This is a genomic window from Amycolatopsis sp. lyj-109 (assembly GCF_046548995.1).
Taxonomy (GTDB): domain Bacteria; phylum Actinomycetota; class Actinomycetes; order Mycobacteriales; family Pseudonocardiaceae; genus Amycolatopsis.
In genome coordinates this window covers 464,038-488,394 of sequence record NZ_JAJPWR010000005.1, presented here as the reverse complement: position 1 = coordinate 488,394, position 24,357 = coordinate 464,038, and the positions used below count along the sequence as shown (strand labels likewise).

General features: G+C 70.9%; 17 protein-coding genes. 8 read left to right on the top strand and 9 right to left on the bottom strand.

Translation table 11 applies throughout. The annotated features are described in order from the left end of the window. Positions 1 to 14: 14 nt before the first annotated feature. From ACLJQF_RS14425 to ACLJQF_RS14395, 7 genes are all read right to left on the bottom strand, one after another. Positions 15 to 2,258, bottom strand: coding sequence for an ADP-ribosylglycohydrolase family protein (locus ACLJQF_RS14425; protein ID WP_410608983.1), 2,244 nt, complete (start codon positions 2,256 to 2,258; stop codon positions 15 to 17). Then, positions 2,259 to 3,674, bottom strand: a complete 1,416-nt coding sequence (locus ACLJQF_RS14420; protein ID WP_410608982.1) for a TNT domain-containing protein — start codon at positions 3,672 to 3,674, stop codon at positions 2,259 to 2,261. Then, positions 3,671 to 4,108, bottom strand: a complete 438-nt coding sequence (locus ACLJQF_RS14415) for a hypothetical protein (protein ID WP_410608980.1) — start codon at positions 4,106 to 4,108, stop codon at positions 3,671 to 3,673. The genes ACLJQF_RS14420 and ACLJQF_RS14415 overlap by 4 nt, the downstream gene beginning before the upstream one ends. Next, positions 4,105 to 11,832, bottom strand: coding sequence for a toxin glutamine deamidase domain-containing protein (locus ACLJQF_RS14410; protein WP_410608978.1), 7,728 nt, complete (start codon positions 11,830 to 11,832; stop codon positions 4,105 to 4,107). Before ACLJQF_RS14410 ends, ACLJQF_RS14415 begins: the two co-directional genes overlap by 4 nt. A 9-nt stretch (positions 11,833 to 11,841) precedes the next feature. Continuing rightward, the gene (locus ACLJQF_RS14405; protein ID WP_410608976.1) at positions 11,842 to 12,165 is read right to left on the bottom strand and encodes a WXG100 family type VII secretion target; all 324 of its coding nucleotides are present in this window, start codon (positions 12,163 to 12,165) and stop codon (positions 11,842 to 11,844) included. After that, positions 12,165 to 12,764 (bottom strand): YbaB/EbfC family nucleoid-associated protein, encoded by a 600-nt coding sequence (locus ACLJQF_RS14400; protein ID WP_410608974.1) that lies wholly within the window; start codon positions 12,762 to 12,764, stop codon positions 12,165 to 12,167. The genes ACLJQF_RS14405 and ACLJQF_RS14400 overlap by 1 nt, the downstream gene beginning before the upstream one ends. Before the next feature lie 91 nt (positions 12,765 to 12,855). Continuing rightward, positions 12,856 to 14,148 (bottom strand): MFS transporter, encoded by a 1,293-nt coding sequence (locus ACLJQF_RS14395; protein WP_410608972.1) that lies wholly within the window; start codon positions 14,146 to 14,148, stop codon positions 12,856 to 12,858. A 245-nt stretch (positions 14,149 to 14,393) separates the two neighbouring features. Between ACLJQF_RS14395 and ACLJQF_RS14390 the strand changes: the two genes are divergently transcribed. Continuing rightward, the gene (locus ACLJQF_RS14390; protein ID WP_410608970.1) at positions 14,394 to 14,975 is read left to right on the top strand and encodes a YqgE/AlgH family protein; all 582 of its coding nucleotides are present in this window, start codon (positions 14,394 to 14,396) and stop codon (positions 14,973 to 14,975) included. Here ACLJQF_RS14390 and ACLJQF_RS14385 read toward each other — a convergent pair. Beyond that, positions 14,972 to 15,391: an SdpI family protein gene (locus ACLJQF_RS14385; RefSeq protein ID WP_410608969.1), complete on the bottom strand. Its 420-nt coding sequence runs from the start codon at positions 15,389 to 15,391 to the stop codon at positions 14,972 to 14,974. The two genes, ACLJQF_RS14390 and ACLJQF_RS14385, sit on opposite strands and share 4 nt — an antisense overlap. A 66-nt stretch (positions 15,392 to 15,457) precedes the next feature. Between ACLJQF_RS14385 and ACLJQF_RS14380 the strand changes: the two genes are divergently transcribed. The 3 genes from ACLJQF_RS14380 to ACLJQF_RS14370 all read left to right on the top strand — a co-directional run bounded on the left by ACLJQF_RS14380 (position 15,458) and on the right by ACLJQF_RS14370 (position 20,442). Beyond that, entirely contained in the window at positions 15,458 to 16,618 is a 1,161-nt protein-coding gene (locus tag ACLJQF_RS14380; RefSeq protein ID WP_410608968.1) for an esterase-like activity of phytase family protein, read from the top strand. Positions 16,619 to 16,773: 155 nt separating this feature from the next. Next, complete coding sequence (leuS, locus tag ACLJQF_RS14375) at positions 16,774 to 19,614, top strand: leucine--tRNA ligase (RefSeq protein ID WP_410608966.1); 2,841 nt, start codon at positions 16,774 to 16,776, stop codon at positions 19,612 to 19,614. A gap of 90 nt (positions 19,615 to 19,704) precedes the next feature. Then, positions 19,705 to 20,442: a 3-oxoacyl-ACP reductase family protein gene (locus tag ACLJQF_RS14370; protein ID WP_410608964.1), complete on the top strand. Its 738-nt coding sequence runs from the start codon at positions 19,705 to 19,707 to the stop codon at positions 20,440 to 20,442. On the opposite strand, the gene ACLJQF_RS14365 is transcribed toward ACLJQF_RS14370, so the two are convergent. Further along, the gene (locus ACLJQF_RS14365) at positions 20,439 to 21,176 is read right to left on the bottom strand and encodes a TetR/AcrR family transcriptional regulator (protein WP_410608962.1); all 738 of its coding nucleotides are present in this window, start codon (positions 21,174 to 21,176) and stop codon (positions 20,439 to 20,441) included. The two genes, ACLJQF_RS14370 and ACLJQF_RS14365, sit on opposite strands and share 4 nt — an antisense overlap. Before the next feature lie 215 nt (positions 21,177 to 21,391). On the opposite strand from ACLJQF_RS14365, the gene ACLJQF_RS14360 reads away from it, so the two are divergent. Genes ACLJQF_RS14360 through ACLJQF_RS14345 form a run of 4 tightly spaced genes read left to right on the top strand, consistent with a single transcriptional unit; the run spans position 21,392 to position 24,284 of the window. After that, on the top strand, positions 21,392 to 21,904 hold the full coding sequence (locus ACLJQF_RS14360; RefSeq protein WP_410608960.1) for a YbaB/EbfC family nucleoid-associated protein: 513 nt from the start codon (positions 21,392 to 21,394) through the stop codon (positions 21,902 to 21,904). A 25-nt stretch (positions 21,905 to 21,929) separates the two neighbouring features. After that, positions 21,930 to 22,253: a hypothetical protein gene (locus ACLJQF_RS14355; protein WP_410608958.1), complete on the top strand. Its 324-nt coding sequence runs from the start codon at positions 21,930 to 21,932 to the stop codon at positions 22,251 to 22,253. Next, the gene (locus tag ACLJQF_RS14350) at positions 22,246 to 23,220 is read left to right on the top strand and encodes a WXG100 family type VII secretion target (protein ID WP_410608956.1); all 975 of its coding nucleotides are present in this window, start codon (positions 22,246 to 22,248) and stop codon (positions 23,218 to 23,220) included. The genes ACLJQF_RS14355 and ACLJQF_RS14350 overlap by 8 nt, the downstream gene beginning before the upstream one ends. Positions 23,221 to 23,225: 5 nt before the next feature. Continuing rightward, positions 23,226 to 24,284, top strand: a complete 1,059-nt coding sequence (locus tag ACLJQF_RS14345) for a hypothetical protein (RefSeq protein ID WP_410608954.1) — start codon at positions 23,226 to 23,228, stop codon at positions 24,282 to 24,284. Positions 24,285 to 24,357: the final 73 nt, after the last annotated feature.

Below are 24,357 nucleotides of genomic sequence, written 5' to 3'. Positions count from 1 at the left end.
TCCCCATCCTCGCGCTAATGCCGCGGGTACCGCTCGATCCAGACGTCGCCGAGGGCGCTCAGCGCCGAGTGCCGGTCGAAGTGCCAGTAGGCGTCCGAAGCGACCTGCTCGACCAGGTACCGCAGTTCCAGCTGGTCGACCCACTTCTGGGGCAGCCCGGGAATCCCGGTGCGCGCGCCGAGCAGGGCCCCGGCGATCGCCCCGGTGAGCGCGCTGCGGCCGGAGTGGTTGACGGCGCGAAGCAGCGCCTGCTCCGGGTAGTTCTCGAAGCCCGACAACGCGGCGAAAGCACGTCCGAGTACGGACAACGTCGTCTTGCCGTCACCGATCAGCTCGGGCATCCGCAGGTCGGGCAGCCCGTGCTCGCCGAAGAACGGCACCGACTCGGCGACCATGTCCTTGATCGCCGTCCACTCCGGGCCCTGCTGGAACTGGTTGTCCGGGTTGAGCACCTCGCGGCTGGTGTTCCAGACCGGGAAGCTGAACGGGTCCTTGGTCAGTGCGTGCTCGAACAGCCAGGTCAGGTAGGTCGCGGCGGCCAGGTCCTGCTCGTCGGGGTGGGTGACGCCGGCCAGTTCGCGCACCGCCTGCCGCGCCCCGCCGCTGAGCCCGCTGCCGGGCCCGGCCATGGTCAGCGCGGCGGCCAACGCGGGGATCAGCGCGGCCGGGCCACTCATCGGCGGCGCGCCGGCGGCCCCGGTCGCGAGCTGGTGGTAGGCGTTGAGCTCGACGTCGTCGATGTCGCGCCGGGCGTGCAGGTCCGGGACCTGCACGAGCCAGCCGTCGATGGCGTCCATCGGCGCGCCCTGGGTCCGCAGCCAGCGCTGCAGCGCCCCGCGGACGACGTCGGGGAAGAGCTGCTCGGCTTCGCGGGATTCCGGCTGCTCGCGGTGCGGGCTGCGGATCACGGCCTCGGTGTAGAAGAGCAGCCGTTGCGTCAGCGAGCCGATCCGGCCGGGCTGGTCGAACGCCGGGATCAGGTCCGTGACGCCTTCGATGCCGTACTTCGCGTGGATGTCGTGCAGCATCATCCGGTCGACGGCCGCGCCGAGTGCCTCCCCGAGCGCGAAGCCGACGTATGCGCCCGTGACGCGCTGCCAGCCGTAGCGGAAGCCGTCGAGGTCCCGTTCGAAGTACTTGCCGAACGTGTCGAGCCGCGGCACCGTGCGCCCGGCGTTGTCGTACGCCGGGGCCAGGCCGTTCGCGCGCAGGTCGTTGGGCTTGCTGCGCGGCGGCTCCGGCATGTTCATCCGCTTGAGCCAGGACTCGCCGAGCACGGTCTTCGCGCACTCCTCGGCCGTCAGCTCGAAGCCGCGCCGCCGGGCCTTCTCGGCCGCCAGGAGCGGCGGCTTCACCGGATCCGGCAGGCCCATCCGGGCCGCGGTCTCGGTGGCGACCCGGATCAGGTCCTCCTCCGCCTCCGGGCAGCGTCCGTGCACGTCGATGCGCGGCTCGTGCCGGGGGAACCGCTTGACGATCTCCGCGAGCTCGCCGCTGGAGACGTCCTCGATGGTCGTCGGGCCGCCGTTGATCACCAGGTTCGGCGGGTGCTCGAACTCGGCCAGCGTGGCGACGTCGACCTTCCACCAGCCGTGCTCGCGCGAAGGCAGCTGCCGGGTCGAGCTGAACACCTTGAGCTCGTTGCGCTCCTCGGCGAAGTAGAACCGGTCGGTCTTGCCGGTCTCCAGGTCGAGCGGGATGAACACCTCGCACCGGATCAGCCCGATGAGCAGCAGCTCCCGGGTCAGCCAGCCGACGCTGCCGAACGACAGCAGCGTCTCCAGGGTGTTGTCCGGCTTCGGGTAGCCGCGGCGGATCGGCCCGGCCTTGTACTCGGGGTTCTCCCGCTCTTCGCCGGTCTGGTTGCCCTCGGCGTCGACCTTCACCCAGCCCGCGACGGCCTGCAGCGGCACACCCAGCTCGCCGAGCCCGGCCTTCACGTACTCGGGGTCGACGACCTCGCGCCAGTTCTCCTGGCCGGGGAACGCCACCGGCACCGACAAGCCGCCGGGGTGCGGGTGCGCCTGCCGCAGCTCGCCGTCCGGCTCACGGACGACGACCGACGGCGGCGGGAAGATCTCCTTCTCCGGCCGGCCCTCGTCGAGGAACGCGATGGTGTTGTAGGGCACCGACCAGCCCTCGGGGATGCGCAGCACCTTCTCGGTGTCCACCCGGAGCCCGGCGGGACCGGAGACGTCCGGGCCGTGCACCGCACGCAGCCACTGGCCGACCTTGGCAATCGCTTCCGCCGCTTCCACCTACTCGATCCTCTCCAGGCTTCCGTCGGACTCGTGCTCGGCGATCGTCTTCGGCAGCACGAAGGCCACCGCGCCACCCGGCAGGTTCGCCCACGGAACCGTGATGCCGGTGATCACGTGCAGCGGGCGTCTCAGCCGGTAGCTCCGCCGCAGCCGCTCGCGTTCCAGCGGCAGCGACGTCGTGGCGAACCGTACCTCGCCGTGGTGAACGAGATTGCCGGGTTCCTCGCCGAAGCGCAGGACGACCGTACCCGCCACCAGCCTGGTGATGCGCTTGTTGCGGAGCAGGGTGAGGGGAGGCTCACCAGACGCCGGGTGCACCGGCCAGTCGTCGAGCTCTTTCGCGGTTTCCAGCGGTGTTTCGTGCCCGGCGGTCATCCGGGCGGGGTGCAGCAGCAACGCGCCCAGCAGCTGCTGCGCGGCGTACTCGAGCCGGGCGAAGTACTTCGGTTCGCGAGGTTTCCCGCCGGTGTAGGCGGCGACTTCCCAGCCGTCGGGGGTGTAGTTGAGGCACCACGCGCCGTCCGCGCGCTCGCCGACCCGGTACGCCTCGGGCCACACCCCGTGCTCGCCGAGCCGTCGCACCAGCACGGTCAGCAGTTCTTCGTCGTCGAGCTGCGGGTCCGGCGTGGTCTCCAGCTCGGCGACGACGTCCCCGGCGGTCTTCTTCACGTCGGCGCGCCCCGGCTTCGGCCGCGGCTTGCCCAGCAGGTCCGCCTCGGCGGTCCGTCGCACCAGCGGCTCGACGTACGGCGGCTGGAAGTGGTGCCGGCGGATGTGCGCGACCAGGTCCGGCTCCGGTGGCACACCGTGTTCGGCGAGCAGGAGCGGGACCGCCTCGGACCAGATCCACGTGCCGTCGCTGTGGAAGCGCTCGTCGCCGTCTTCGTGCACGACGGCTTCCCGCTCGAGGTATTGCAGCACGAGCGGCACCTCGGTGTCGGTCAGCGGCGGCCGCTCGACGTCCGGCCCGCCGACGTCGGCAGTCCGGAACACCACGCCCAGCGGCAGCTGCGCGCGTAGCCGCCACCAGTCCGGGATGTGCTCGTCGGCCCGCGGGAAGGTGGCGAGTTCCTCCGGGTAGGCGGCCGGCTCGGGCGGGTCGGTCCACACCGGATCGTCGTCGAGCGCGAAGTCGAAGTCGAAGCTGCCGTCCGCGTTCAGGGCGAACCGCGCCTGCAGCCAGGTGCCGCGGCCTTCGGTGTACATGCCGGCCCGCAGCGCGGTGAAGATGTCGGCCAGCTCGTCCGGTATTGCCGTGTTGTGGCCCGCGGTCTCGGTGTGCTTCCCGATCTGCCGGAAGTCGGCGACGGCGGGCACGGCGGCGTTGACGCGGTGCTCGCGCACGAGCTTTCCCAGCTGCACCAGGAGAGTGCGCTGCTCGTCGGCCGAAAGGCGATGTTCCACGTGAATCATCGGGCGAACACCGAGGTGAAGGTGAAGGTCGGGGCTTCGCCGGCGTCACGGCGGGCGAACTCGTCCTCCCACATCTTGAAGGTGCGCCGGTACAGCGAAACCTTGAGCGCGGCCTCTTCCCGGCTGAGCGGCCGCCCTTCCTCGCGGGCCACCGAGTGCATGGCGCTGATCGTGTCGTAGAGGGCGAAGATCGGTCCCCCGCCGCGGAGGTACTCCCGCCGCAGATCCTCGGTCCGGATGACGAACTGCTGCTCGGTCAGGGCCCCGATGTCCCCGGCTTGCGCGAAGAGGACGTCGTCGATCTTGTCGTTGTCCTCTTCGAACCGCCCGGTCGTCCAGCTCAGGATGTACCCGGCCAGCCCGCCGTCGGCCGTCTTGTCGAGCCGGTACGGGCTGTCGTGGTGCCGGAAGTACGCCGGCGTCTCGATCGTCATTGCTCCGGCCTCTTGTTCAGCGCTTCCCAGAACTTCTCCCGCTCCCGCTTCAGCAGGGCGTTGATCAGGGCCTGCTCCTCCGCGGTGTACGGCCGCGCCCGCTTCTTCCCGGTCTCGGGATCAGGCCCCGGACCTTCGTCGACGGCCCGGGCCTTGATGTCCCGCCGCACCTCGTAGAGCGCGTGGTCGTAGGCGGATACGGCGTCGACCGCCTTGAGGTGCAACCGGAACTCGGCGACGTGCCCGTCGATCCGCACCTTCATCTGCAGGTCGCTGTACCCGGCGGGCTGCGGCTTCACGAACCGGTCTTCGAACTCGACGATCTCGATGTCGTCGCGCGCGCGGATCTTTTCCAGTGCGGCGTACAGCATTTCGATCTTGTCGAAGCGGACGATGCCGCCGGCGATGTCGGTCAGCCGCGACGGGTCACCGCCGTAGTTGGACTCGATCTTGTCCTCGGCGCGGCCGCGGCCCTTGAGCGTCTTGCGCAGGTCCGGCTCGCCTTCGGTTTCGGCCGCGATGTCCGGCACGACCTCGCGCAGCTTCTCCATCGCGACCTCGGCGCGGGCGTACACGTCGTCCAGGTAGGTCTTGAACTCCGTCGCGTTGCCGAGGTGCTCCCTCGGGTAGTGCGGCTGACGACGGTCGGCGTCCTCGTACCGGGCGTTGTCGGCGGTTGCCTCCTCGGACACCCGCCGCTCGGTCTCGCCCAGCTCGATGTGCTGCGGCTCCGCCGGGATCTCCTCCGGGAGCGTGCCGTGCTCCCGCTGCTGGTGGACGTCCTGCAGGGAGTCCTCGAAGATCCGCACGGCCTCGTCGTGCGCGAGCAGGTTGCCCAGCGCGAGCGGGCGCCTGGCCAGCGAGTCGGCGATGTAGGCGTTGGCCTCGTCGCTCAGCAGCCGGACCAGCTCGGGCCGGTTGGGCAGCTGCGCCTCGAGGTAGTCCTTGAGCGGGCCGAGGTCGTGGGCGCGGCCGAGCTCGTCCTTGGCTTCGACGCGCGCGTTCGCCAGGTCCGGGTGCGCCAGCGCGGTCCGCAGGTCTTCGCGGCCGAGGAAGCGCTCGGCGGCCGCGTGCGCGCCCACCTGCTCCGCAGCCCCGTAGCCGCTGCCGTGCGTCTCGGCCTGGCTGTGCTCGGCCTGGCTGTGCTCGGTTCGGGCGTGCACCTCGTCCGGCGTGCCGACGTGCATCAGCTTGATGCTGCTCGGCGGCTGCGGCAGGTGCATCAGGTCGCCGGACTGCGGGTCGATGAACGCGACGCCTTCGCGGGTGTGCACGACCATCGCGACGTGCCCGTATTCGACGCCGTTCGGGCCCGGGTACTTCACCGCCACCACGGCGTGGTGGTCGACCGGCATCCCGCGCATCTCGCGGATGACGTCGTCGTAGCTGCCGCGCGCGGAGAACGTCTCCCCGAACCGGCCCTCGAGGTGTTCGAGCGTGCCGCGGCTGCCCATCTCGTGCGGCAGGATCGGCTCGGCCGTCATGTTGCCGCCGCGCTGCCGGTCCAGGTAGGCCTCGGGGCCGCGCGTGCAGTTCGTCATATAGCCGTTTTCGAACGCGCCGGGCTCGCGGAAGCCGGGGTTGACGTCGCGCAGGTGCGGGTGGCGGTCCTGGACGTAGGCCGCGCGCTCGCTCTCCGTCGTCCCGCCAGCGTGGATCGCGGGTTCGGCGGGCGGGTTCGTCGCCCGGGCCAGCCGCGAGTAGTCGTGCACCGAAACCGGGGCCGGCTGCGGTTCCGCCGGGGCATCCTGGACGTCGTGGACCGACGGCTGGTCCGGCTGCGGGGCGACGTGCTCGGGCTCGCCGAGGCCGCCGAGCCGTTCCATGATCGCGGCCTGTTTGCGCCGTTCGAACTCGGCCGCGTTGTGGTCGTTCTCGGCGCGGCGCTCGGCCATCTTCTCCCGCGCGGCCTCGGGTTCGAGGTAACGCGGGTGGCCGGGCCCGATCTCCTCGGCCACGATGACCCACTTGCGGCGGCCCTCGGGTGAGATCTCCAGCCGTTTTTCGTGGACCAGCAGCTGGGTCCCGGGCGGCGACAGCGATTCGCGCTCGCCCGGGTTCTCGGCGAGCTTCGAGATGTCGCGCAGGTTGTCCGACCGGACGTGCAACTCGATGTCGTCGCCGAACTTCGACGTCGAGAGCTCGCCGGTCTTGATCGACGCACTGGAGAACGCGGGCTCGACGACCACCGAGCCCGGCTCGTACGGCTTGGCGACCAGGTCCGCCAGCCGCGGATCGCCGCCGACGTCGTAGGCGCGGACGGTCTCGCCGGCCTCGGGCGCGATGTGGTTGAGGCCGTCCATGATCGCGCGGGTGTTCTGCTGCGCGAGGTCGAAGCCGGGGTGATCGGGGCCGCGGCGCAGGGCCTCGTTGACGTCGTAGGCGTACTCGCCGCGGGTGTAGCCGTGCAGCGCGACGGCACCGTCGTCGGTCACCGGCAGCCCGGCGGCGTCCCGGCGGGCCAGCGCGCGGTCGTGGACCTGCTGGTAGATGTCCTCGTCGCCGACCGCCCGGCGGATGCTCTCGTGGTCGGCCGGGGTGCCGCGGTGCTCGCCGTCGAAGAGGTAGCCCTCGTCGTGCGGGATGCGTTCGGCCTGCGGGTTGAGCCGGTCGGCGATCGCCGGCGTTTCCTGGTGTTGCGGCCCCTCATGGTCTTGGGGCACGCCGTCTTGGGGCACGCCGTGGTGCTGGGGCGCGTCACCGCCCCCGAGCGGCGTGGTGTGGATCCCGGTGGCGTCGTGCGGCAGCTCGGCGAGCCGCCCGGTGACGGGATCGGCGAACAGGACCCCGTGCTCGGTGTGCACCGCGGCCACCAGCCGCGATTCCCCGGCGGGCGTCTCGAAGGCGACGGCGCTGCGCGCGCCGACCGGACGTTCCCCGAGGTCACGGGCGACGTCGTCGAAGCTCCCCCGGCTGTCCCACGGCCCACCGAGCTGCTCGCCGAGACTCTGCTGCCGGGCCGGCCCGGCCACGACGTCCTCGCCGTTCATCCGCCGATCGAAGGCGGCCACCGATTCGGCGGCGTTGGTCCGGTAGCCGTTCTCGAGGCCGTCCGGGCTGTAGTGGTTGCGGGTGTTGACCCCACCGAGCTCAGGGACGGCGTCCCGCACGAGGCGAGCGTGCTGCTGCGGCGTCTCGACGGACCCGGCGTGCAGAACAGGCTGACCACCAGGGGTAAGAGGCTCGGCAAGCTGCGCCCAGCCACCCTCCGGCTCCCCGGTGGCCGGTGGCCGTCGCTCGGGCAGCGGTTCGGCACCCGGGGGGTCGAAGGGGTTGAGCTTCGACGCCAGGTCGTTGCTCGGTGCGTGTTGGGGGTACTTCTCGTAGAACTCCGCGAGCTCTTTGTCGGCTTCGCGCTGGAAGCGGTCCTCATCGGCACGCTCACCGGCACGGCGCTGCTCGATGGCGTCGTGGGCATCGCCGTCGGTGAGGTGCCCCGGGTCGCCGGGCGCGATCTCTTCGGCATGCACGACGTAGTGCGGTTCGCCGCGCACCGGCGCCGGCTTGTGGTTGGGGTGACCAGGGCCCTCTTCGAAGCCGGTGATCTTGAACTGCGTCCCGGCCTTGAAGAGGACTTCGCGTTCGTGCCCGATGCTGGCCAGCTTTTCGACGTCACGACCGGTCTTCGACTGGATCCGCATCTCGACTTCGCCGGGGAAGTTGCTCCGCGGGTGCTGGGCGTCGACCTTCGACGAGCTCAGGAACGACGGTTCGGTGATGTGCGCACCATCGTGGAACCGCGCGAGGAAGGCCTGCAGCCGCGCGAGATCGCCCTTGAAGTCGACCCGCCGCGAGACAACGCCTTCATGCGGCGGAAGTTCATTGAGCCCGGAGACCAGCGCGGCGGCCTGCGGAGCGAGGTGGACGAGCTCGGGGCCACCCATGCGCAGCGCGTGGTTGAGCGGCCCGACCATCTCGGTCCGGGTATAGGCGTGCACGGCGACGGCCCCGGCGTCGGACATACCGGGGTGCCACTCGTCGCGCTTCGCCCGCGCCTCGCGGTTGAGCTGCTCGTGCCGCCACTCACCGTCCTGGTCGCTCGTCTTCCCGGAGTCCATGAACGTGTCTTCGATCCGCCGGATGCCGGCGGGATCATCGGTGTGGAAGCGAGGGTCGGTGAGGTAGGGCTCGTCGAGGCCGGGCTGCCCGTAGTCGTGCGCTGCGGCCGGCTCCTGGTCACCCAGGGGGCTTTCGTCCGCGGGGTGTTCATCGCCGGCGCGCTCCGGGGAGGGCTCGCGCTCGCCGGCGGCCGAGTTGTCGTCGGCCGGCTGCTGGTGGTCGGGCGTTCTCTGCTCGGCCGGGTGCTCGGTTTCGGGAGCACGCTGTTCCGCCGGGTGGTCGTGGGTCGGGGTCTGTTCGCCGGGCCGGTTTTGCCCGGGTGTGTGCTGTTCCGCCGGGTGGTCGTGGGTCGGGGTCTGTTCGCCGGTCTGGTCTTGGCCGGGTGTGTGCTGTTCGGCCGGGTGGTCGTGGGCCGGCGTCTGTTCGCTGATCCGGTCTTGCCCAGGCGCGTGCTGCTCCGGTCGCTCGGCGGCGGATTCCCCGGCCGGGCGTTCCTGGGCGCGCTCGTGCCCGGTGCCCGCATCTTCGCCCGCAGGGTGCTCCCGCACCGGAGCAGGCTCGGCGGCGGGCTGCTCAACCGGCCGCTCGCGCACCGGCGGCTGCTCAGCCACCGGCTGCTGCGTGGGCTCGCCTGGAGCAGGCTGCTCGGACGGTCGCGGTGTCCGCGGCTGTTCCGGCGCGCGGTCCATCGGCCGAGGCGGCTCGAACGGTCCCCGCGGCGGCAGCTGCTCCTGCGGCGGCCCGAACCGCGGCGGCGGAACCTGCGACGGCCCACCAGGCCGAGGCGGCCCCAGCCGAGGATCATGCGGCGGCCGTCCACCCGGTGGAGGCGGCATCGGCGGCCGTCCACCGGGGTGCGGCCCAGGCCCCTGCGGACCGCGAGGCTGATTCGGATACCCGGCCGGACGCTGCCCGCCGGGCATCGGCGGGCGCTGCCCACCCTGCGGCGGCATCCCGGAATGCGGCGGCATCCGCCGCGGATCCTGCGGAGGCAAGCCGCCCTGAGGCGCCTGCCCCGGCACGTGCGGCTGTCCCCCAGCCGGCATCCCACCCTGAGGCGGCCGCACCCCCGGCTGCCCACCCTGCGCCCCGGGTGGCCCCGAAGGCGCACCGTGCGGCGGCATCGCGCCGGGCGACACAGCGCCGGGCGACACAGCGCCGGGCGGCGGCGCCTGCCCACCGGGCGGCGCCTGCCCACCGGGCTGATTCACCTGCCCGCCATGCGGCGGCTGCCCGTTCGGCACTCCGTGCGGCGGTTGTCCGCCGGGGTGAGTTGCCTGCCCGTTGAACGGCGGCTGCCCGCCCGGCTGCGCTCCGTGGGCCGGTTGGCCGCCGGGTGGCGTTGCCTGGCCGCCATGCGGCGGCCAGCCAGGTTGCGTTCCGTGAGGTGGCTGGCCGCCGGGTTGTGCGCCTTGTCCGGTGTGGGGCGGTTGGCCCGGTGGTGTTCCGTGAGGTGGCTGGCCGCCGGGTTGTGCGCCTTGTCCGGCGTGCGGCGGCTGGCCCGGTTGCCCGCCGTGCGTCGGCTGGCCGCCGGGCTGCGTTGCCTGGCCGCCATGCGGGCGGCCGACCGGCTGCCCACCAGGCTGAGTGCCGTGCGGAGGCCGTCCACCTTGCGGGGACTGGCCACCCGGGCGATACCCGCCCGGCGGCATCGGCGGCTGACCGCCCTGCAGCATCCGGCGTGGGTCCGGCGGCTGGACCCGGCGCGGCTGCTCGCCGGCGGTCGACGGCCCGGACGGTCGCGGACCGGAGCCACCGGAGGGTCCCGGACCGCCGCCGTTCGGCATCCCGCCCGGTGGCGGCGGGGGCGTGAACCCGCCCTGAGGTGGCGCTTGCTGCGGTGCAGGCCCGTTCTGGAACGGTGCCGGCCCACTGTCCGCCGCGAACGGCTGGCTCGGGCCGCCTGCGAAGCCGGCCGCTCCGACGTTGTCCTGGGGACGGCCGCCGCTCTGCCGGCCCGGTTCCGGGCCGGCTCCCGGCGGCGGGGCCATTCCGTAGCCCTGGGAAGAACTGCCGGTCGTCGATGGCTGGCTCGGTGCCGAAGCCGGTGCCTCGCGCTGCTCCGCGATCGGACGCTCCGAGCTTGGCGACGCCTCGGGAGCCCGCTGCTCGGCGACCGGGTGCGGCGCGGCCGGCTGAGCTTGCGGTCCGCTGTCCGCACGCTGCTGCGAATCGGGCTCTCGCCGGACCTCCGGCTCGGCCGCCGTCCGCGCCTCCGGAGTCGGCTCGCGCCGCGGTTCTTCGCCTCGCGATTCCGGCGCGGACTCGCGGCGTGGTTCCTCGCTTCGCGATTCCGGACCGGAGGAGGCGTCGCCACGGGTTTCGGGTTGCGAGGAGGCCTCATGACGAGGTGCCTCGCTCCGCGACTCCGGTGCGGAGGAGGCCTCGCGGCGAGGCTCTTCACCTCGTGACTCGGGTGCGGAGGCTGCCTCGCGGCGGGGCGCCTCACTGCGGGACTCCGGTTCGGAAGAGGACTCGCGACGTGGCTCTTCTCCTCGTGACTCCGGCTCCGAAGAGGACTCACGCCGGGACTCGGGATCCGATGAAGATTCACCGCGAGACTCGGCCTCACCCCGCGACTCCGGTTCGGAAGAGGACTCACTCCGAGACTCCGGCTCCGAAGAAGACTCACTCCGAGACTCCGGTTCCGAACGCGACTCCCCCGACCCACCCGGCTCACCGTCCGAGTCGGCCCGCGGGATGTTCGCCTCGTGAACCGAGTGCATCTGCTCCTTGGCGCCCCCGACCGCACCCCCGACGGCCCCGCTGGAAGCGCCCATCAGCAGCTGCTCCGGCGTCAACGACCCCAGGTCCCCGGTCACGGCCGCCTGGCCGACCGTCTGCGCAACGCCCTCGACCGCACCCCGCGCTCCGGCCCGCATGGCCGCGTCCGCGATCTGCCCTCCGGCGCTGTGCGAAAGCCCCTCGGTCGCCCCGCGCCCGATCGATCCCGAAGCCGCGCCCACGACTCCGCCGACCGCGCCCGAGATTGCCGCGTCGGAGGTCTTCGACCAGTCCCAGTCCTTGCGATCACCCTTGGCCATCTGCAGACCCTGGATGCCCGCGTCCATCCCGAGGTTGATCGCCTCGTTCTTGAGGACCTCCATGCCGATCTTCTTCAGGCCCTGCTTGAGCAGCGTCTCCAGCAGCTCCTTCGCGACCTGCTTGAACCCTTGCTGCGCCAGCTTCTCGAGCAGCTGCCGGAACAGCATCTGCACGGTCATCCGGGTCGCGATCTGGGCCGGCGCGATGCCCGCCGTCGAGCCGCCGAACGTCACCGCCGCCGCCGCGATCATCGCCGCGATCTGGGCCGCCAGGACGATCAGCGAAATGATGATCATGTACTTCGTGTACTCGACGTCCAGCGCCGTCTGGTCGCACGAATCCCCGAGGGCCTTCGCCGCGTCGGCCAGCTGCTTGAAGTACGCCTCGTCGCCCTCGACGAACTTCTTCCACTGCTCCGCGAACGCGTCGGCGCCGTCACCTGTCCAGTTGTCGCGGATGCCGGACGCCGCGACGTTGCCCGTCTCCGACACCGGCGCGATCGCCGAGGACGCCGTGTGCCACGCGTCCCGCAGCGCGCGGAGCTTGGTCTCGTCGCCCTCGGGCCAGCTCTCCCCGACGACGATCGGCAGCAGCCACTTGACCGCGTCGGGCATCTCCATACCCACGCGTCATTGCCCCTTGCCGAGCTGGGACGTCACGTCTTCGTCGGCGCCCGAAAGGGCCTTCATCGACTTGGCGACGTTCTGCTGCATCCCCCGCAACCCCTGCACGAGGTTGGTGAAGCCTTCGACGGCGCCCTGCGCGCCCGGCACGTAATCCTTGGCGAACTCCTTGCCGGACTCGTCGCCGCCCCAGCACTCGCCCTGCGCGGCCAGGGCGGACTGCAGCGCCTTCGCCGCGTTGTCGAGCGCGTCGGCCGCCGTCACCAGGCCGTTCGACGCGCGCACGACCGCGTCCGGCTCCGCGGTGAACCCGGAGCCTCCGTCCGGCATCAGTCGCCCCTCGTCATCCAGGACGACGGCGGCTCCTCGTCGTCGTCACGCGGCGGGCGGACGCGCTTGGGAGCGGGCTTCGGGGCGGGCGTCGGCGGCGGGGCCGGCTGCTCGTTGCGCAGGATCGACCCGCCCTCCTCGAACGACTCGGGCCGCGGGGCCGGTGGTTCCTCGGCGACGTCGTCGAACGACGGGATCGGCGGCACCAGCCCGGCCAGCGACGGCGCGCCCTCGACCAGGTCGGCGAGGTCGGGCAGGCCCTCGGTGATCGGCGCCATCAGCTCGGCGATCTTCTGCTTGACCTGCACCGATCCCTGCCGCACCAGCGATTGGACGGTGTTCGCGAGTTGCGCGGGCGTGGTGCGCTCGAAGGTGTTCGGGGCGAATTCGAGCTTCGCGAGGTTGCCGCCCGCATCGATCGTGGCGCGGACCAGCCCGTCGGGGGAACTCACCTGGGCGGTGGTTTCGGCGGCCGCGGCCTGGGCGTCACGCAGCTGCGCGGTCTGCCGCTCGAAGTTCTCCAGGAGGGTGTCCATCCGGTCCTTCATCGCGGCATTGCGTGCTTCGAGCTGCGCACGGTCGTCGCCCGCGGTGGTCACAGGTGCCCCCGGTGTCCCTCGAACCTACTAATGACTGCCCGTCACCCTAATGCCAATGGAGCAGTCACCGTGACCGGTTCGGGTGTTTGCGTCAGCGAATCGCGCGTCGCCAGGCGAGTACGTACCCCGCGCCGCCGACGAGGTAGCAGACCGTCGCGGCGATGAGCAGGCCCGGCGAACGGCCGTCGTCCGGTACGACCAGCGCGGCCACCGAAACCGCCGCCACCTGGGTGATGTTGAACAGCGTGTCGTACAGGGCGAACACCCGGCCGCGGGCTTCGTCGGCGACGTCGAGCTGGATCGACGAATCGACGCAGAGCTTGAGCACCTGCCCGGCTCCGCTGATGGCGAACGACGCGAGCAGCGCCAGCGGCAGCAGCATCGGCAGCCCCAGCGCGGACTGCGCGATCGCGGCGAGCAGCAGCGAACCGAGCACCGCGCGCAGCCGCCCGAACCGGCGGATCAGCCGGGCGGTCAGGAGGCCGGCGGTCAGCAGACCGGCCCCGGCGAGCGCGGCGATCTGCCCCAGCCCGGGCAGGCCGGCGCGGAAGATCCCGTGGTCGGTGAAGTAGTTGCGCATCAGCAGCACGGTGACCAGCAGCGACACCCCGAACGACGCCCGGTGCGCGAACAGCGCGATGAACCCGGCGGTGACGCTGGGCGCGCGCCACGCGTGCCGGGCACCGTCCGCCAGCCCGCGCGCGACGGCCAGCACCGGGTTCGGCGGCTCGTCCACCACCGTCGGGCCGAGCACGCCGCGCGCGAAACCCCGGGCGATCAACGCCGACACCACGGTGCCGAGGACGGCGAACACGGTCGTCTCGGCCGATCCGATGTCGTTGCTGCCGAACAGCGCCCGCAACCCGATCGCGCACCCACCGCCGATGACGGCGACCACCGAGCCGAGCGTCGTGGCGAACGCATTCGCCGTCACCACGCTCTCTTCCTCCACGACGTGCGGCAGCGACGCCGAGAGCCCCGAGCCGATGAAGCGGGAGATGCCTTCCGCGGCCAGGGCCAGCGAAAACAGGCCGACCCCGCCGAAACCGAAGCCGACGGCGGCGGACGCGGCGGCGATCGCCAGCCCGCGCAGGAGGTTCGCGAAGATCAACACCCGACGCCGGTCCCAGCGGTCCAGCAACGCTCCGGCGAACGGTCCGACGACGGAGTACGGGAGCAGCAGCGCGGCGAACCCGCCCGCGATGGCCAGCGGATCGGCTGCGCGCTCGGGGTTGAACAGGACAGCGCCGGCGAGGCCGGCGCGGAAGACGCCGTCGCCCCAGCTGGCGGCGAAGCGCGTGAAGAGCAGACGCCGGAAGTCCGGGTCCTTCAGCAGCTCCCGAGGGCCTCTTCGCACTGTCGTCGTCCGGGCGCTGATCGTCACGAAGCCAGAGTAAGGCCCCTGCGTGGGGCACCGGTCAAGAGAATGGCCCAAGCTGGAGGCGGCCGACGCACTGAGGTCGCCTCTCGGCGGCTATGCGCAGTGTGGCTCCAGCCGGACGGTATTCCACAAAGGCGGTTCTTCAGTGAGCCCGGGGGACACGGAGTGCGCCGGCCACATGTTTCAAACGAGGCTGCTGGGACGATTGTTCCCGAGCCGAAGTCATTCGCCTGGCCAAGGGTGGGATCATGGGTCGCGTGCCAGCGGACGCCGAGGTTGAACCGGGAACGCTCCTGGTCGCCGCCCCCACGATGGTCGACCCCAACTTCCGGCGGACCGTGGTGTTCGTCATCGATCATCGCGAAGAGGGCACGCTGGGCGTGGTCCTGAACCGGCCGAGCGACGTCGCCGTGCACGACGTCCTACCCAACTGGGGCGGGCACGTCGCCGAGCCGCAGGCCGTGTTCGTCGGCGGCCCGGTCGAGAAGAAGACCGCGTTGTGCCTGGCCGCGCTGCGCACCGGCGAGACGGCGGCGAGCGTGCCGGGCGTGATCGCGGTCCGTGGCCCGGTCGCGCTGGTCGACCTGGACACCGATCCGGAAGTGCTGGTGCCGAAGGTCCGCGGTGTGCGCGTCTTCGCCGGGTACGCGGGCTGGGACTCCGGACAGCTGGCTGGCGAGATCGAGCGCGAGGACTGGGTCATCGTGCCCGCGCTGCCGAGCGACATCCTGGCCTCGCCGGACGGCGACCTGTGGAGCCAGGTCCTGCGCCGCCAGGGCATCCCGCTCGCGCTACTGGCCACCCACCCGGGCGACCTGCAGCGAAATTAGGCTTCTTCCTTCTTGAAGACGCCGCAGCCGCCCGCACCGCACGCGCAGCCGCTGCAGCCGGCCGGCGCCGCCGGAGCCGGGGAGGGCACGGTCAGCGCGGCCCGGTTGCCGAGCACGCCACCGCCCACGACCAGCAGCAGCATGGCGAGCACGCCCGCGAGCGCGGCGGAGATCAGGCCACCGGTTGTCGGCATGGCCAGCCCGGCCAGTCCGGTGAGCACGGAGATCGCGCCCCCGGCCATGGTCGGCAGGCCCGCGACGCGGTTGGCCAGCTTGAACGCCTCTTCGCTGCGCAGCGTCGCCTGGGTGCGCACCCCGGTGCCGCCTTCGCGCGTCAAGCGCTCGCGGAAACCGAGGAACCCACCAAAGCCGACAAGCAGACCCAGCACGATCGGAACCAGCGCGATAGCGAACACGGGGTCAAGGATAAGCGTGACGTCCCGGCAACCTGCCGGATACCCTGATCGACTGTGCTACAGGCCATGTCACCGCGTGTACTGCCCACCGTCCTGACCGCTGCTCTTATCGGGGGGATTCTCGCCGCGACGCCGGCGAGCGCCACCGAGAGTCACCAGCGGCCCATCCGGCTGCTCGGCGAGCGGATCGTCCCCAACTCCCTGCAGTTCCAGGGCACGACGGTCGGCGGCCTGTCCAGCATCGACTACGACCCGCGAACCGGCGGTTACGCGCTGATCTGCGACGACCGGTCGGCGATCAACCCCGCCCGCTTCTACACCGCGACCTTCCCGGTGTCCGCGGACGGCGTCGGCCCGGTCACCCTCACCGGCACGAAGCCGCTCCTGCGCCCCGACGGCACGCCGTACCCGCCGCTCGCGCAGAACGACCCGTCGAAGCCGCAGAACGAGCAGACGATCGACCCCGAAGAGCTGCGGGTCGACCCGTGGACCGGCGGCTACTACTGGGCGCAGGAGGGTGAGCGCACGGCGACGACGTTGATCGATCCGTCGATCCGCGAAGCCCGCCGTGACGGCAAATACGTCCGCGACCTGCCGATTCCCGCGAACGAGAAGATGACGCCGACGGCCGGGCCGCGGCAGAACCTGGTGCTCGAGGGCATCACGTTCGCCGGGTACGGCTCGCTGCTGGCCAGCGAGGTCGAGGGCCCGCTCCTGCAGGACGGCCCGATGCCGACGACGACCACCGGCGCGCTCTCGCGGATCACCATCCAGTCGCGATTCGGCCCGGTCCTGGCGCAGTACGCGTACCCGCAGGAGCCGATTTTCGCGTCACCGGTGCCCGACGGCGCGTTCGCCACCACCGGCGTGTCCTCGATGCTGGCCGTCGACCAGGCCGACCCGACGAAGTTCCTGATGATGGAGCGCGCGTTCGTGACCGGTGTCGGCAACAAGGTGCGCGTCTACGAGATCGACACCAGCGGCGCGACGAACGTCTTGAACGTCGAGTCCCTGGCCGGCGCGAAGCACGTCAAGCCGGTCAAGAAGCGTCTGCTGTTCGACGCCGCCGACCTCGGCCTGTCCACTGTGGACAACCTGGAGGGCATGACGTGGGGCCCGAAACTGCCGAACGGCGAGCGCAGCTTGATCATCGTCAGCGACAACAACTTCTCCGCGACCCAGGTCACCCAGTTCGCCGCACTGGCAGTCCCCTCGGAACGGCTTTGACCAGCAAGTTACGATGACAGTGTGAACACGGCTCGGCTGCTCCTTAGCCTGCCGCGCTGACCGGGCCCGGCCCGGCCGGCGCGGCGACCCCTCATGCCCTGGTGGCTGAGGGGTCGAGTTGTTTCTGGAGCACCTCGCGACGAAGGATGACGGCGATGACCGAGACAACAGGGACCGACGTCCCGGCGCACCGCTACACGGCGGCGCTGGCGGGTCAGATCGAACAGCGCTGGCAGGACCACTGGGCCGACCATGGCACCTTCCACGCGCCCAACCCCGTCGGGCCGCTCGCCGTCGAGGGGCAGCCGGTGCCCAGCGACAAGCTGTTCGTCCAGGACATGTTCCCGTACCCGTCGGGCTCCGGCCTGCACGTCGGGCACCCGCTGGGCTTCATCAGCACCGACGTCTTCGCCCGGTACCACCGGATGATCGGGCGCAACGTGCTGCACACGATGGGCTTCGACGCGTTCGGCCTGCCGGCCGAGCAGTACGCGGTCCAGACCGGGCAGCACCCGCGCAAGACGACCGAGGAGAACATCCGGACCTACCTGCGCCAGATCCGGCGCCTGGGCCTGGGCCACGACGAACGCCGTCGCATCTCCACGATCGACCCCGAGTACTACCGCTGGACGCAGTGGATCTTCCTGCGGATCTTCAACTCCTGGTACGACAACGAGGCGGGCAAGGCGCGGCCGATCGCCGAGCTGGAGGCCGCGTTCGCGGACGGCTCGCGGCCCACGCCGGACGGCCGTGACTGGGCGGCGCTGTCCGCCGTCGAACGGAAGCAGGTGATCGACGACCACCGGCTGGTGTACATCTCCGAAGCGCCGGTCAACTGGTGCCCGGGCCTGGGCACCGTGCTGTCGAACGAAGAGGTCACCTCGGACGGCCGCAGCGAGCGCGGCAACTTCCCCGTCTTCCGCCGCAACCTGCGGCAGTGGATGATGCGGATCACCGCGTACGCCGATCGCCTGGTCGACGACCTGGACCTGCTGGACTGGCCGGAGAAGGTCAAGTCCATGCAGCGGAACTGGATCGGCCGCTCGCACGGCGCCCGCGTCACCTTCTCCTCCGGTGACGACGGCATCGAGGTCTTCACGACCCGGCCGGACACGCTGTTCGGCGCCACGTACATGGTGCTGGCGCCGGAGCACCCGCTGGTCGACAAGCTGGTCACCGAGGCGTGGCCGGCCGACGTCGACGAGCGCTGGACCGGTGGCGCCGCGACGCCCGCCGAGGCGATCAAGGAATACCGCGTCGCCGCGTCGCGGAAGTCCGAGCTGGACCGGCAGGAGAACAAGGAGAAGACCGGCGTCTTCACCGGCGCGTACGCCACGAACCCGGTCAACGACAAGCAGATCCCGATCTTCGTCGCCGACTACGTGCTGATGGGCTACGGCACTGGCGCGATCATGGCCGTCCCCGGCCAGGACGTCCGCGACTGGGAGTTCGCCGAGAAGTTCGGCCTGGAGATCATCCGGACCGTGCAGCCGTCGGAAGGCTTCGACGGCAAGGCGTTCACCGGTGACGGCCCGGCGATCAACTCGGGCTTCTTGGACGGCATGGACGTCGCCGAGGCCAAGAAGACGATCATCGACTGGCTGTCGGAGAAGGGCGCCGGCACCGGAACCGTGCAGTACAAGCTGCGCGACTGGCTGTTCTCGCGCCAGCGCTACTGGGGCGAGCCGTTCCCGGTCGTCTACGACGAAGACGGCGAGGTGCACGCCGTCCCCGAGTCGATGCTGCCGATCGAGCTGCCCGAGGTCGCCGACTACTCGCCGGTGACGTTCGACCCGGAGGACCGCGACTCGATGCCGTCGTCGCCGCTGGCCCGCGCGACCGACTGGGTCGAGGTCGAGCTGGACCTGGGCGACGGCCCGAAGACCTACCGCCGCGACATGAACACGATGCCGAACTGGGCGGGTTCGTGCTGGTACCAGCTGCGCTACCTGGACCCGACGAACAGTGAGACGTTCTGCGCGCCGGAGAACGAGGCGTACTGGATGGGCCCGCGCCCGGGCGAGTACGGCGCGGACGACACCGGCGGTGTCGACCTGTACGTCGGCGGCGTCGAGCACGCGGTGCTGCACCTGCTGTACTCGCGGTTCTGGCACAAGGTCCTGTTCGACCTGGGGCACGTGACGTCCAAGGAGCCGTACCGGAAGCTGTTCAACCAGGGCTACATCGAGGCGTACGCGTACACGGACGCGCGCGGCGTCTACGTCCCGGCCGAGCAGGTCGAGGAGCGCGACGGGAAGTACTTCTTCAACGACGAAGAGGTCACCCAGGAGTACGGCAAGATGGGCAAGAGCCTGAAGAACGTCGTGACGCCGGACGAGATGGCCGAGAACTACGGCGCCGACACGTTCCGGTTCTACGAGATGGCGATGGGCCCGCTGGCCATGTCGCGCCCGTGGGCGACCAAGGACGTCGTGGGTGCGCACCGGTTCCTGCAGCGGCTGTGGCGCCTGGTCGTCGACGAAGCGACCGGTGAGCTGCGGGTGTCCACTGAGGACGCTTCCGAGGCGGACCGCAAGGTGCTGCACAAGACCGTCGCGGGCGTCCGCGAGGACTACGCGGAGATGCGGTTCAACACGGCCGGCGCGAAGCTGATCGAGCTGAACAACCACGTCACCAAGGTGTACGGCGCGACCGCGTCGACGCCGCGTGAGCTGGCCGAGCCGCTGGTGCTGATGCTGGCGCCGCTGGCCCCGCACCTGGCGGAGGAGCTGTGGCACCGGCTGGGCCACGCGGATTCCCTGGTGCAGGGCCCGTTCCCGGTGGTGGACGAGAAGTACCTGGTCGAGGACTCGGTCGAGTACCCGATCCAGGTCAACGGCAAGGTCCGCTCCCGGGTGACGGTGCCGGCTTCCGCGTCGAAGGACGAGGTCCAGGCGGCGGCGCTGGCGGACGAGAAGGTCGCCGCGATGGTCGGCGACGGCTCGCCCCGCAAGGTGATCGTGGTGCCGGGGCGCCTGGTCAACATCGTCCTCTGACGCGACGGCGGAAAGCCGCCGGTGCTTTCCCGGCCATCCCGATTTGATTGAACGGTCAAGAAAAACCGTTCGATCGAAGGAGAACCGGGAATGACCCTCGACGGCAAGGTGGCGCTGGTGACGGGCGGCAGCCGGGGCATCGGGGCGGCCACCGCACTGCGGCTCGCCGAGGACGGCGCGGACGTCGCGCTGACGTACCAGCACAACGCCGCGCGGGCGGCCGAGGTGGTCGAGCAGATCAAGGCCCTCGGCCGCCGCGCGCTGGCGATCCAGGCGGATTCGGCGGACGCCGGTGCGGTGTCGGCGGCGGTCCAGGCGACCGTCGCCGAGTTCGGCCGGCTCGACGTCCTGGTGAACAACGCGGGCGTCGGCTTCGTCGGCGCATTCACCGAGACCGCGCTCGAGGACGTCGACCGCGTGCTGGCGGTGAACGTCCGCGGCGTGTTCGCGGCCACCCAGGCCGCGGCCGGTGTCCTGGCCGACGGCGGCCGCGTGATCACGATCGGCAGCTGCGTCACCGACCGCGTACCCGGCCCGGGCATGGCGCTGTACGCGACCAGCAAGGCGGCGATGGTCGGCCTGACCAAGGCGCTGGCCCGCGAGCTGGGCCCGCGCGGCATCACGGTCAACCTGGTCCACCCGGGCCCGACGGACACGGACATGAACCCGGCCGACGGCCCGTACGCGGCGGACCAGCGCGCCCTGACGGCGTTCGACCGCTACGGCAAGCCGTCCGAGGTCGCCGCGGCGGTGTCCTACCTGGCCGCGCCGGCCAGCGCGTACGTGACGGCGGCGGTGTTGTCCGTGGACGGCGGCCACGCGGCCTAACCGGAGTAGAGCCCGATCTCCCGGGCGAGGTCGGCGAGCATCGCCTCGAACAGGACGTCCGGTTTGGACATCGGGATCGGGTAGTTGCCGAAGACCTCGAGCGTGACGTGCCCGTAGATCCGGGCCCAGAACTGGATCATCAGGTACGTCACGCCGAGGTCGATCTTTTCGACGGGCACGCCCTGATCGGATCCGACGAGCACGGTGACCAGCGACTCCTGGAAGGTCTTCAGGTCGTCCCGCAGCTCGTCGGGCACGCCGCTGGCCGACGGCAGCACGATGTCGTGCCGCGCGAGCACCCGCCCGGCGGCGGCGAGGAAGATCCGCCCGAACGGCTCGTCGACCCGGCTCAGGGCACTCCCCGACGTCGACCCGATCCCGCCGGTCGGCGACGCGAAGACCAGCGTGAATTCCTTCGTGTGGGTGAGCGCCCACCGCCGGAAACCCTTGCAGATGGCGAACAGCTGCAGCACGCCGTCGTCCGGCAGCTCGGCGATCTCCTCGGCGAGGTCGTCGGCCAGGTCGGCGCAGACATCCAGCCGCAGGTTCTCGACGAGGTCGTCACGCGACTCGTAGTACCGGTAGAGCGCGGGCGCGGTGATCCCCAGCTCCCGCGCGATGGCGCGCAGGGTGACCGCCTCCGGCCCCTGCTCGACGAGCAGTTTCCGGGCCGTCCGCCGGATGTCCTGTTCGGTAGCCGCACGCGCGCGACCCCTCCGCGTGGGGTTGCTCATCCGAACAGTCTAGGTGGTTGGTACGACAGATTTTGCATTAACACGATGTCCGCAGTAACGAAAAGGTGCAGCTCAGGCCCGCGCCTTGAAGTTGGTTGGCCAGCCGGTCGCCGGCCGGGCCTGGGGTCGTATCCGAGGAACTTCCCCGAAACTGTCGGACCGGTGTGCCACACTCGGTCGTCGTACGGTTACTGACGTGAACAGGGGAGGTTCGCGTGTCGAGTCCTGAGCAACTACTGGCGAGCTTCGACGCCAAGATCGCCGAGGCCAAGCAGCGGGGCGACCGGATGCAGGCCGAGCTGGCGGCGGTCTCGGTGTCCGAGCGCAGCCAGGACGGCCAGATCGCGGTCAAGGTCAACCACCTCGGCAACCTCGTCGGCCTGGAGATCGGGCACGCGGTGCGGGAGAAGGCGAACCTCGCCGACGAGATCCTGCGGACCGTCCAGCGCGCGCAGAGCAAGCTGGCGGGTGCTGTGCAGGCCGGGATGCCCTCGATCGCGGGCACCGAGACCATGAGCGAGCTGGTCCAGCAGCTCCAGCACGAATTCCCGGAGCCGGAGCCGCAAGGCTTCGTGGACGGTGGCTCCGCGGCGCTCGCGAGCGACGGGGCGCGCTTCGTCGTCGCCGAGGAAGAGCCGCAGCTGAAGCCGAAACCGGCGCCACCGCGTCCCGCACCCGAGGCGGGCACCGACGACGACTACTTCGGCGACGGCGACTACTTGCGCTGACCAGAGCGACGAGGGAGGGGAGACCGTGAACGACCCGCAGGCGGACATCCGGATCAAGCCGGAGGAGTTGCTGTCCCACGCGAAGAAGCTCGAACCGTTCGTCGACCGGTTCGCGAAGACGCTGGACGCGGCGGCCCAGGTCGTCGACCCGATGGCGTTCGGCCTCATCGGCCAGGCCTGCGGTCTCGGCGCGCTGTGCGGCGTCGCCCAGACCTTGGGAAGCGACTCCATCGGCCACGCGAAGAACGTGGCCCAGGAGCAGATCGACCGCGTGCGCACCTGGTCCCAGCACGTCGACTGGCGCGAGCAGGACGTCAAGGCGAGCTTGGAAGGTATCCACCTTGACTGAGAACGCGTTGGTGACGGAAGCCAAGAAGAAGGTCGACGAAGGGTCCTCGGCGCTCGAAGGTGCCGGGATGGCGCAGGACTTCTGGGACGCGGCGGCGAAAGCGGCTGACGACGACTGGACCGAAGGCCTGCTGAACCTCGGCTTCGGCGCCGCCGGCGTCATGGAGTTCGTCCAGGATCCGATCGCCGGTTTGGCGAGCATGGGGCTCGGGTGGCTGATCGAGCACGTCGAGGTCTTGCGTGCTCCGCTCGACTGGGTGACCGGGAACCAAGAACAGCTCGACGTCATGCAGGAGACGTGGAGCGGCATCAGCGACGAGATCGACGCCGTCGCCAAGGATCTCCTGGACACGGTCAAGGCGGACAGCGCGGAGTGGCAGGGCCAGGGTGCGGACGCTTATCGCGCCTTCACCGCCGAGCTCGGTGACATGTACTCCGGGGTCGCGGGCGGCGCGAAGGCCATCTCCGTGCTGATCGACGTCTGCAAGAGCATCCTGAACGTCGTGCGCAGCGTGCTGCGGGACCTGCTCACGGAATGCATCGGCAAGCTGATCAGCATCCTGCTGCGATACCCGGGCCCCGCCGCGCCAGCCGGCGTGGCCGGCGAAGGCACGGCCGAGATCGTCAAGTGCGGCCGGCGGATGTCGGAATGGCTGCAGAAGCTCGTGCGGGCCTTCCGGAAGGGCATCAGCCAGTTCAACCACCTGAGCGGGTTGTTCCGCACCGTTGGCCAGAAGCTGCTCGCGGCGCTGCAGGACGCGGCTCGCGCGGCGCCGGGCATCTTCAAGAACGGCATCCAGGAGCTACCCAAGGCACTCGGTGAAGAAGCCGGGAAGGAAGCGGGCAAGAAAGCCGCGGGCGGCTACGACGAAGCCGACAAGGAGTACCGCGAGAACCACTACAACGAGAAGAAGCCCGAGGCCGTCTTCCAGCAGCAGGGCGGCCGACGCATCTCCGGCTCGATCTAGCCGCCGTGGCGTCGACAACTCCCGGCGGGCCGGAAACGGCCGTGGTGCGGGTCCGGCTGCCGATCCACCATCACCCGTCCGTGCTGCGGACGACCGCCGGGTGCCTGGCGTTCCTCGGCCTCGCGCCCGCCGTCGCGGCCGGACTGCTGGTGTGGGCGCGCAGCCACGACCCGGTCGCGCGCCTGGTGGCGCCCGCGCTCGGCGTGCTGGCGATGCTGTGCTTCTGCAGCGGGCCGATCATGCGGTGGTACATGCGCCGCAACGGCTCGTTGGTGACGGCGACGGTCGAATTCGGCCCCGACGGGTTCCGGCAGCCGCTCGAAGACAAGACGACGCTCGTCCTGCCCTGGGCGGACGTCCGCCGCTTCGACTTCCGCGGAGGACAGTCCGACGGCCGGGTCGCGCTCGCCGTTTCGCTGGTGGACGAGGAGGCGATCCGGAACCTGAACCCCGACTGCCGGAACAAGTCCGAAGACGGCTTCATCCTGTCGTCGGCGATGGTCCGGGAAGAGGCCGAAAAGGCGTCGGCGGCGATCGAACGGTACCGCCCCGGGCTCGTTCGCTGGACGTCCAAGAACGTCCGGCGCGGCGGCTTCGGCGTGCCGAACCCGGTGAAGCTGATGGTCAGGCGCTGGAGCGCGGACCAGGCGCGCACGCTCGTCCGTGCCGAGCAGGCTTCCGCCGGCCGGTTGTTCGTCCTGTGGGCGGCTTGGCCGGCCGTCATCGCCGACTTCGTGGCGCCGGCCTTCTACGACATCCCGCCGGGCATCCCGCTGCCGGTCGCCCTGGCGATCTGGGTACTGCTCTACCTGACGCGCTACCGGGGTGACTTCGGCGAATTCGCGCTGACCAGTGACGCGATCACCTGGCGGCCCAAGGAAGGTGACCCGGTCAGGGTGCGGCGCGCCGACCTCGCCCGGCTGACCGCCGTGCCCTCGGCGAAGCAGGCCACGCGCCACTACGTCTCTGTTCACGCGATCCTCCGCCGCGGCGAGGATCGGCCGTTGACGGCGAAGGTCTCCCCGGGCGCGGCCAAGAACGTGCTGCGGCTGGCAACCGCGTGAGTCGGCAGGGCTGGGCGCCGCCGACGCCGATCACTCGGGGGGCTACGTGATCGGCGCCGGCGACCTGATGCCC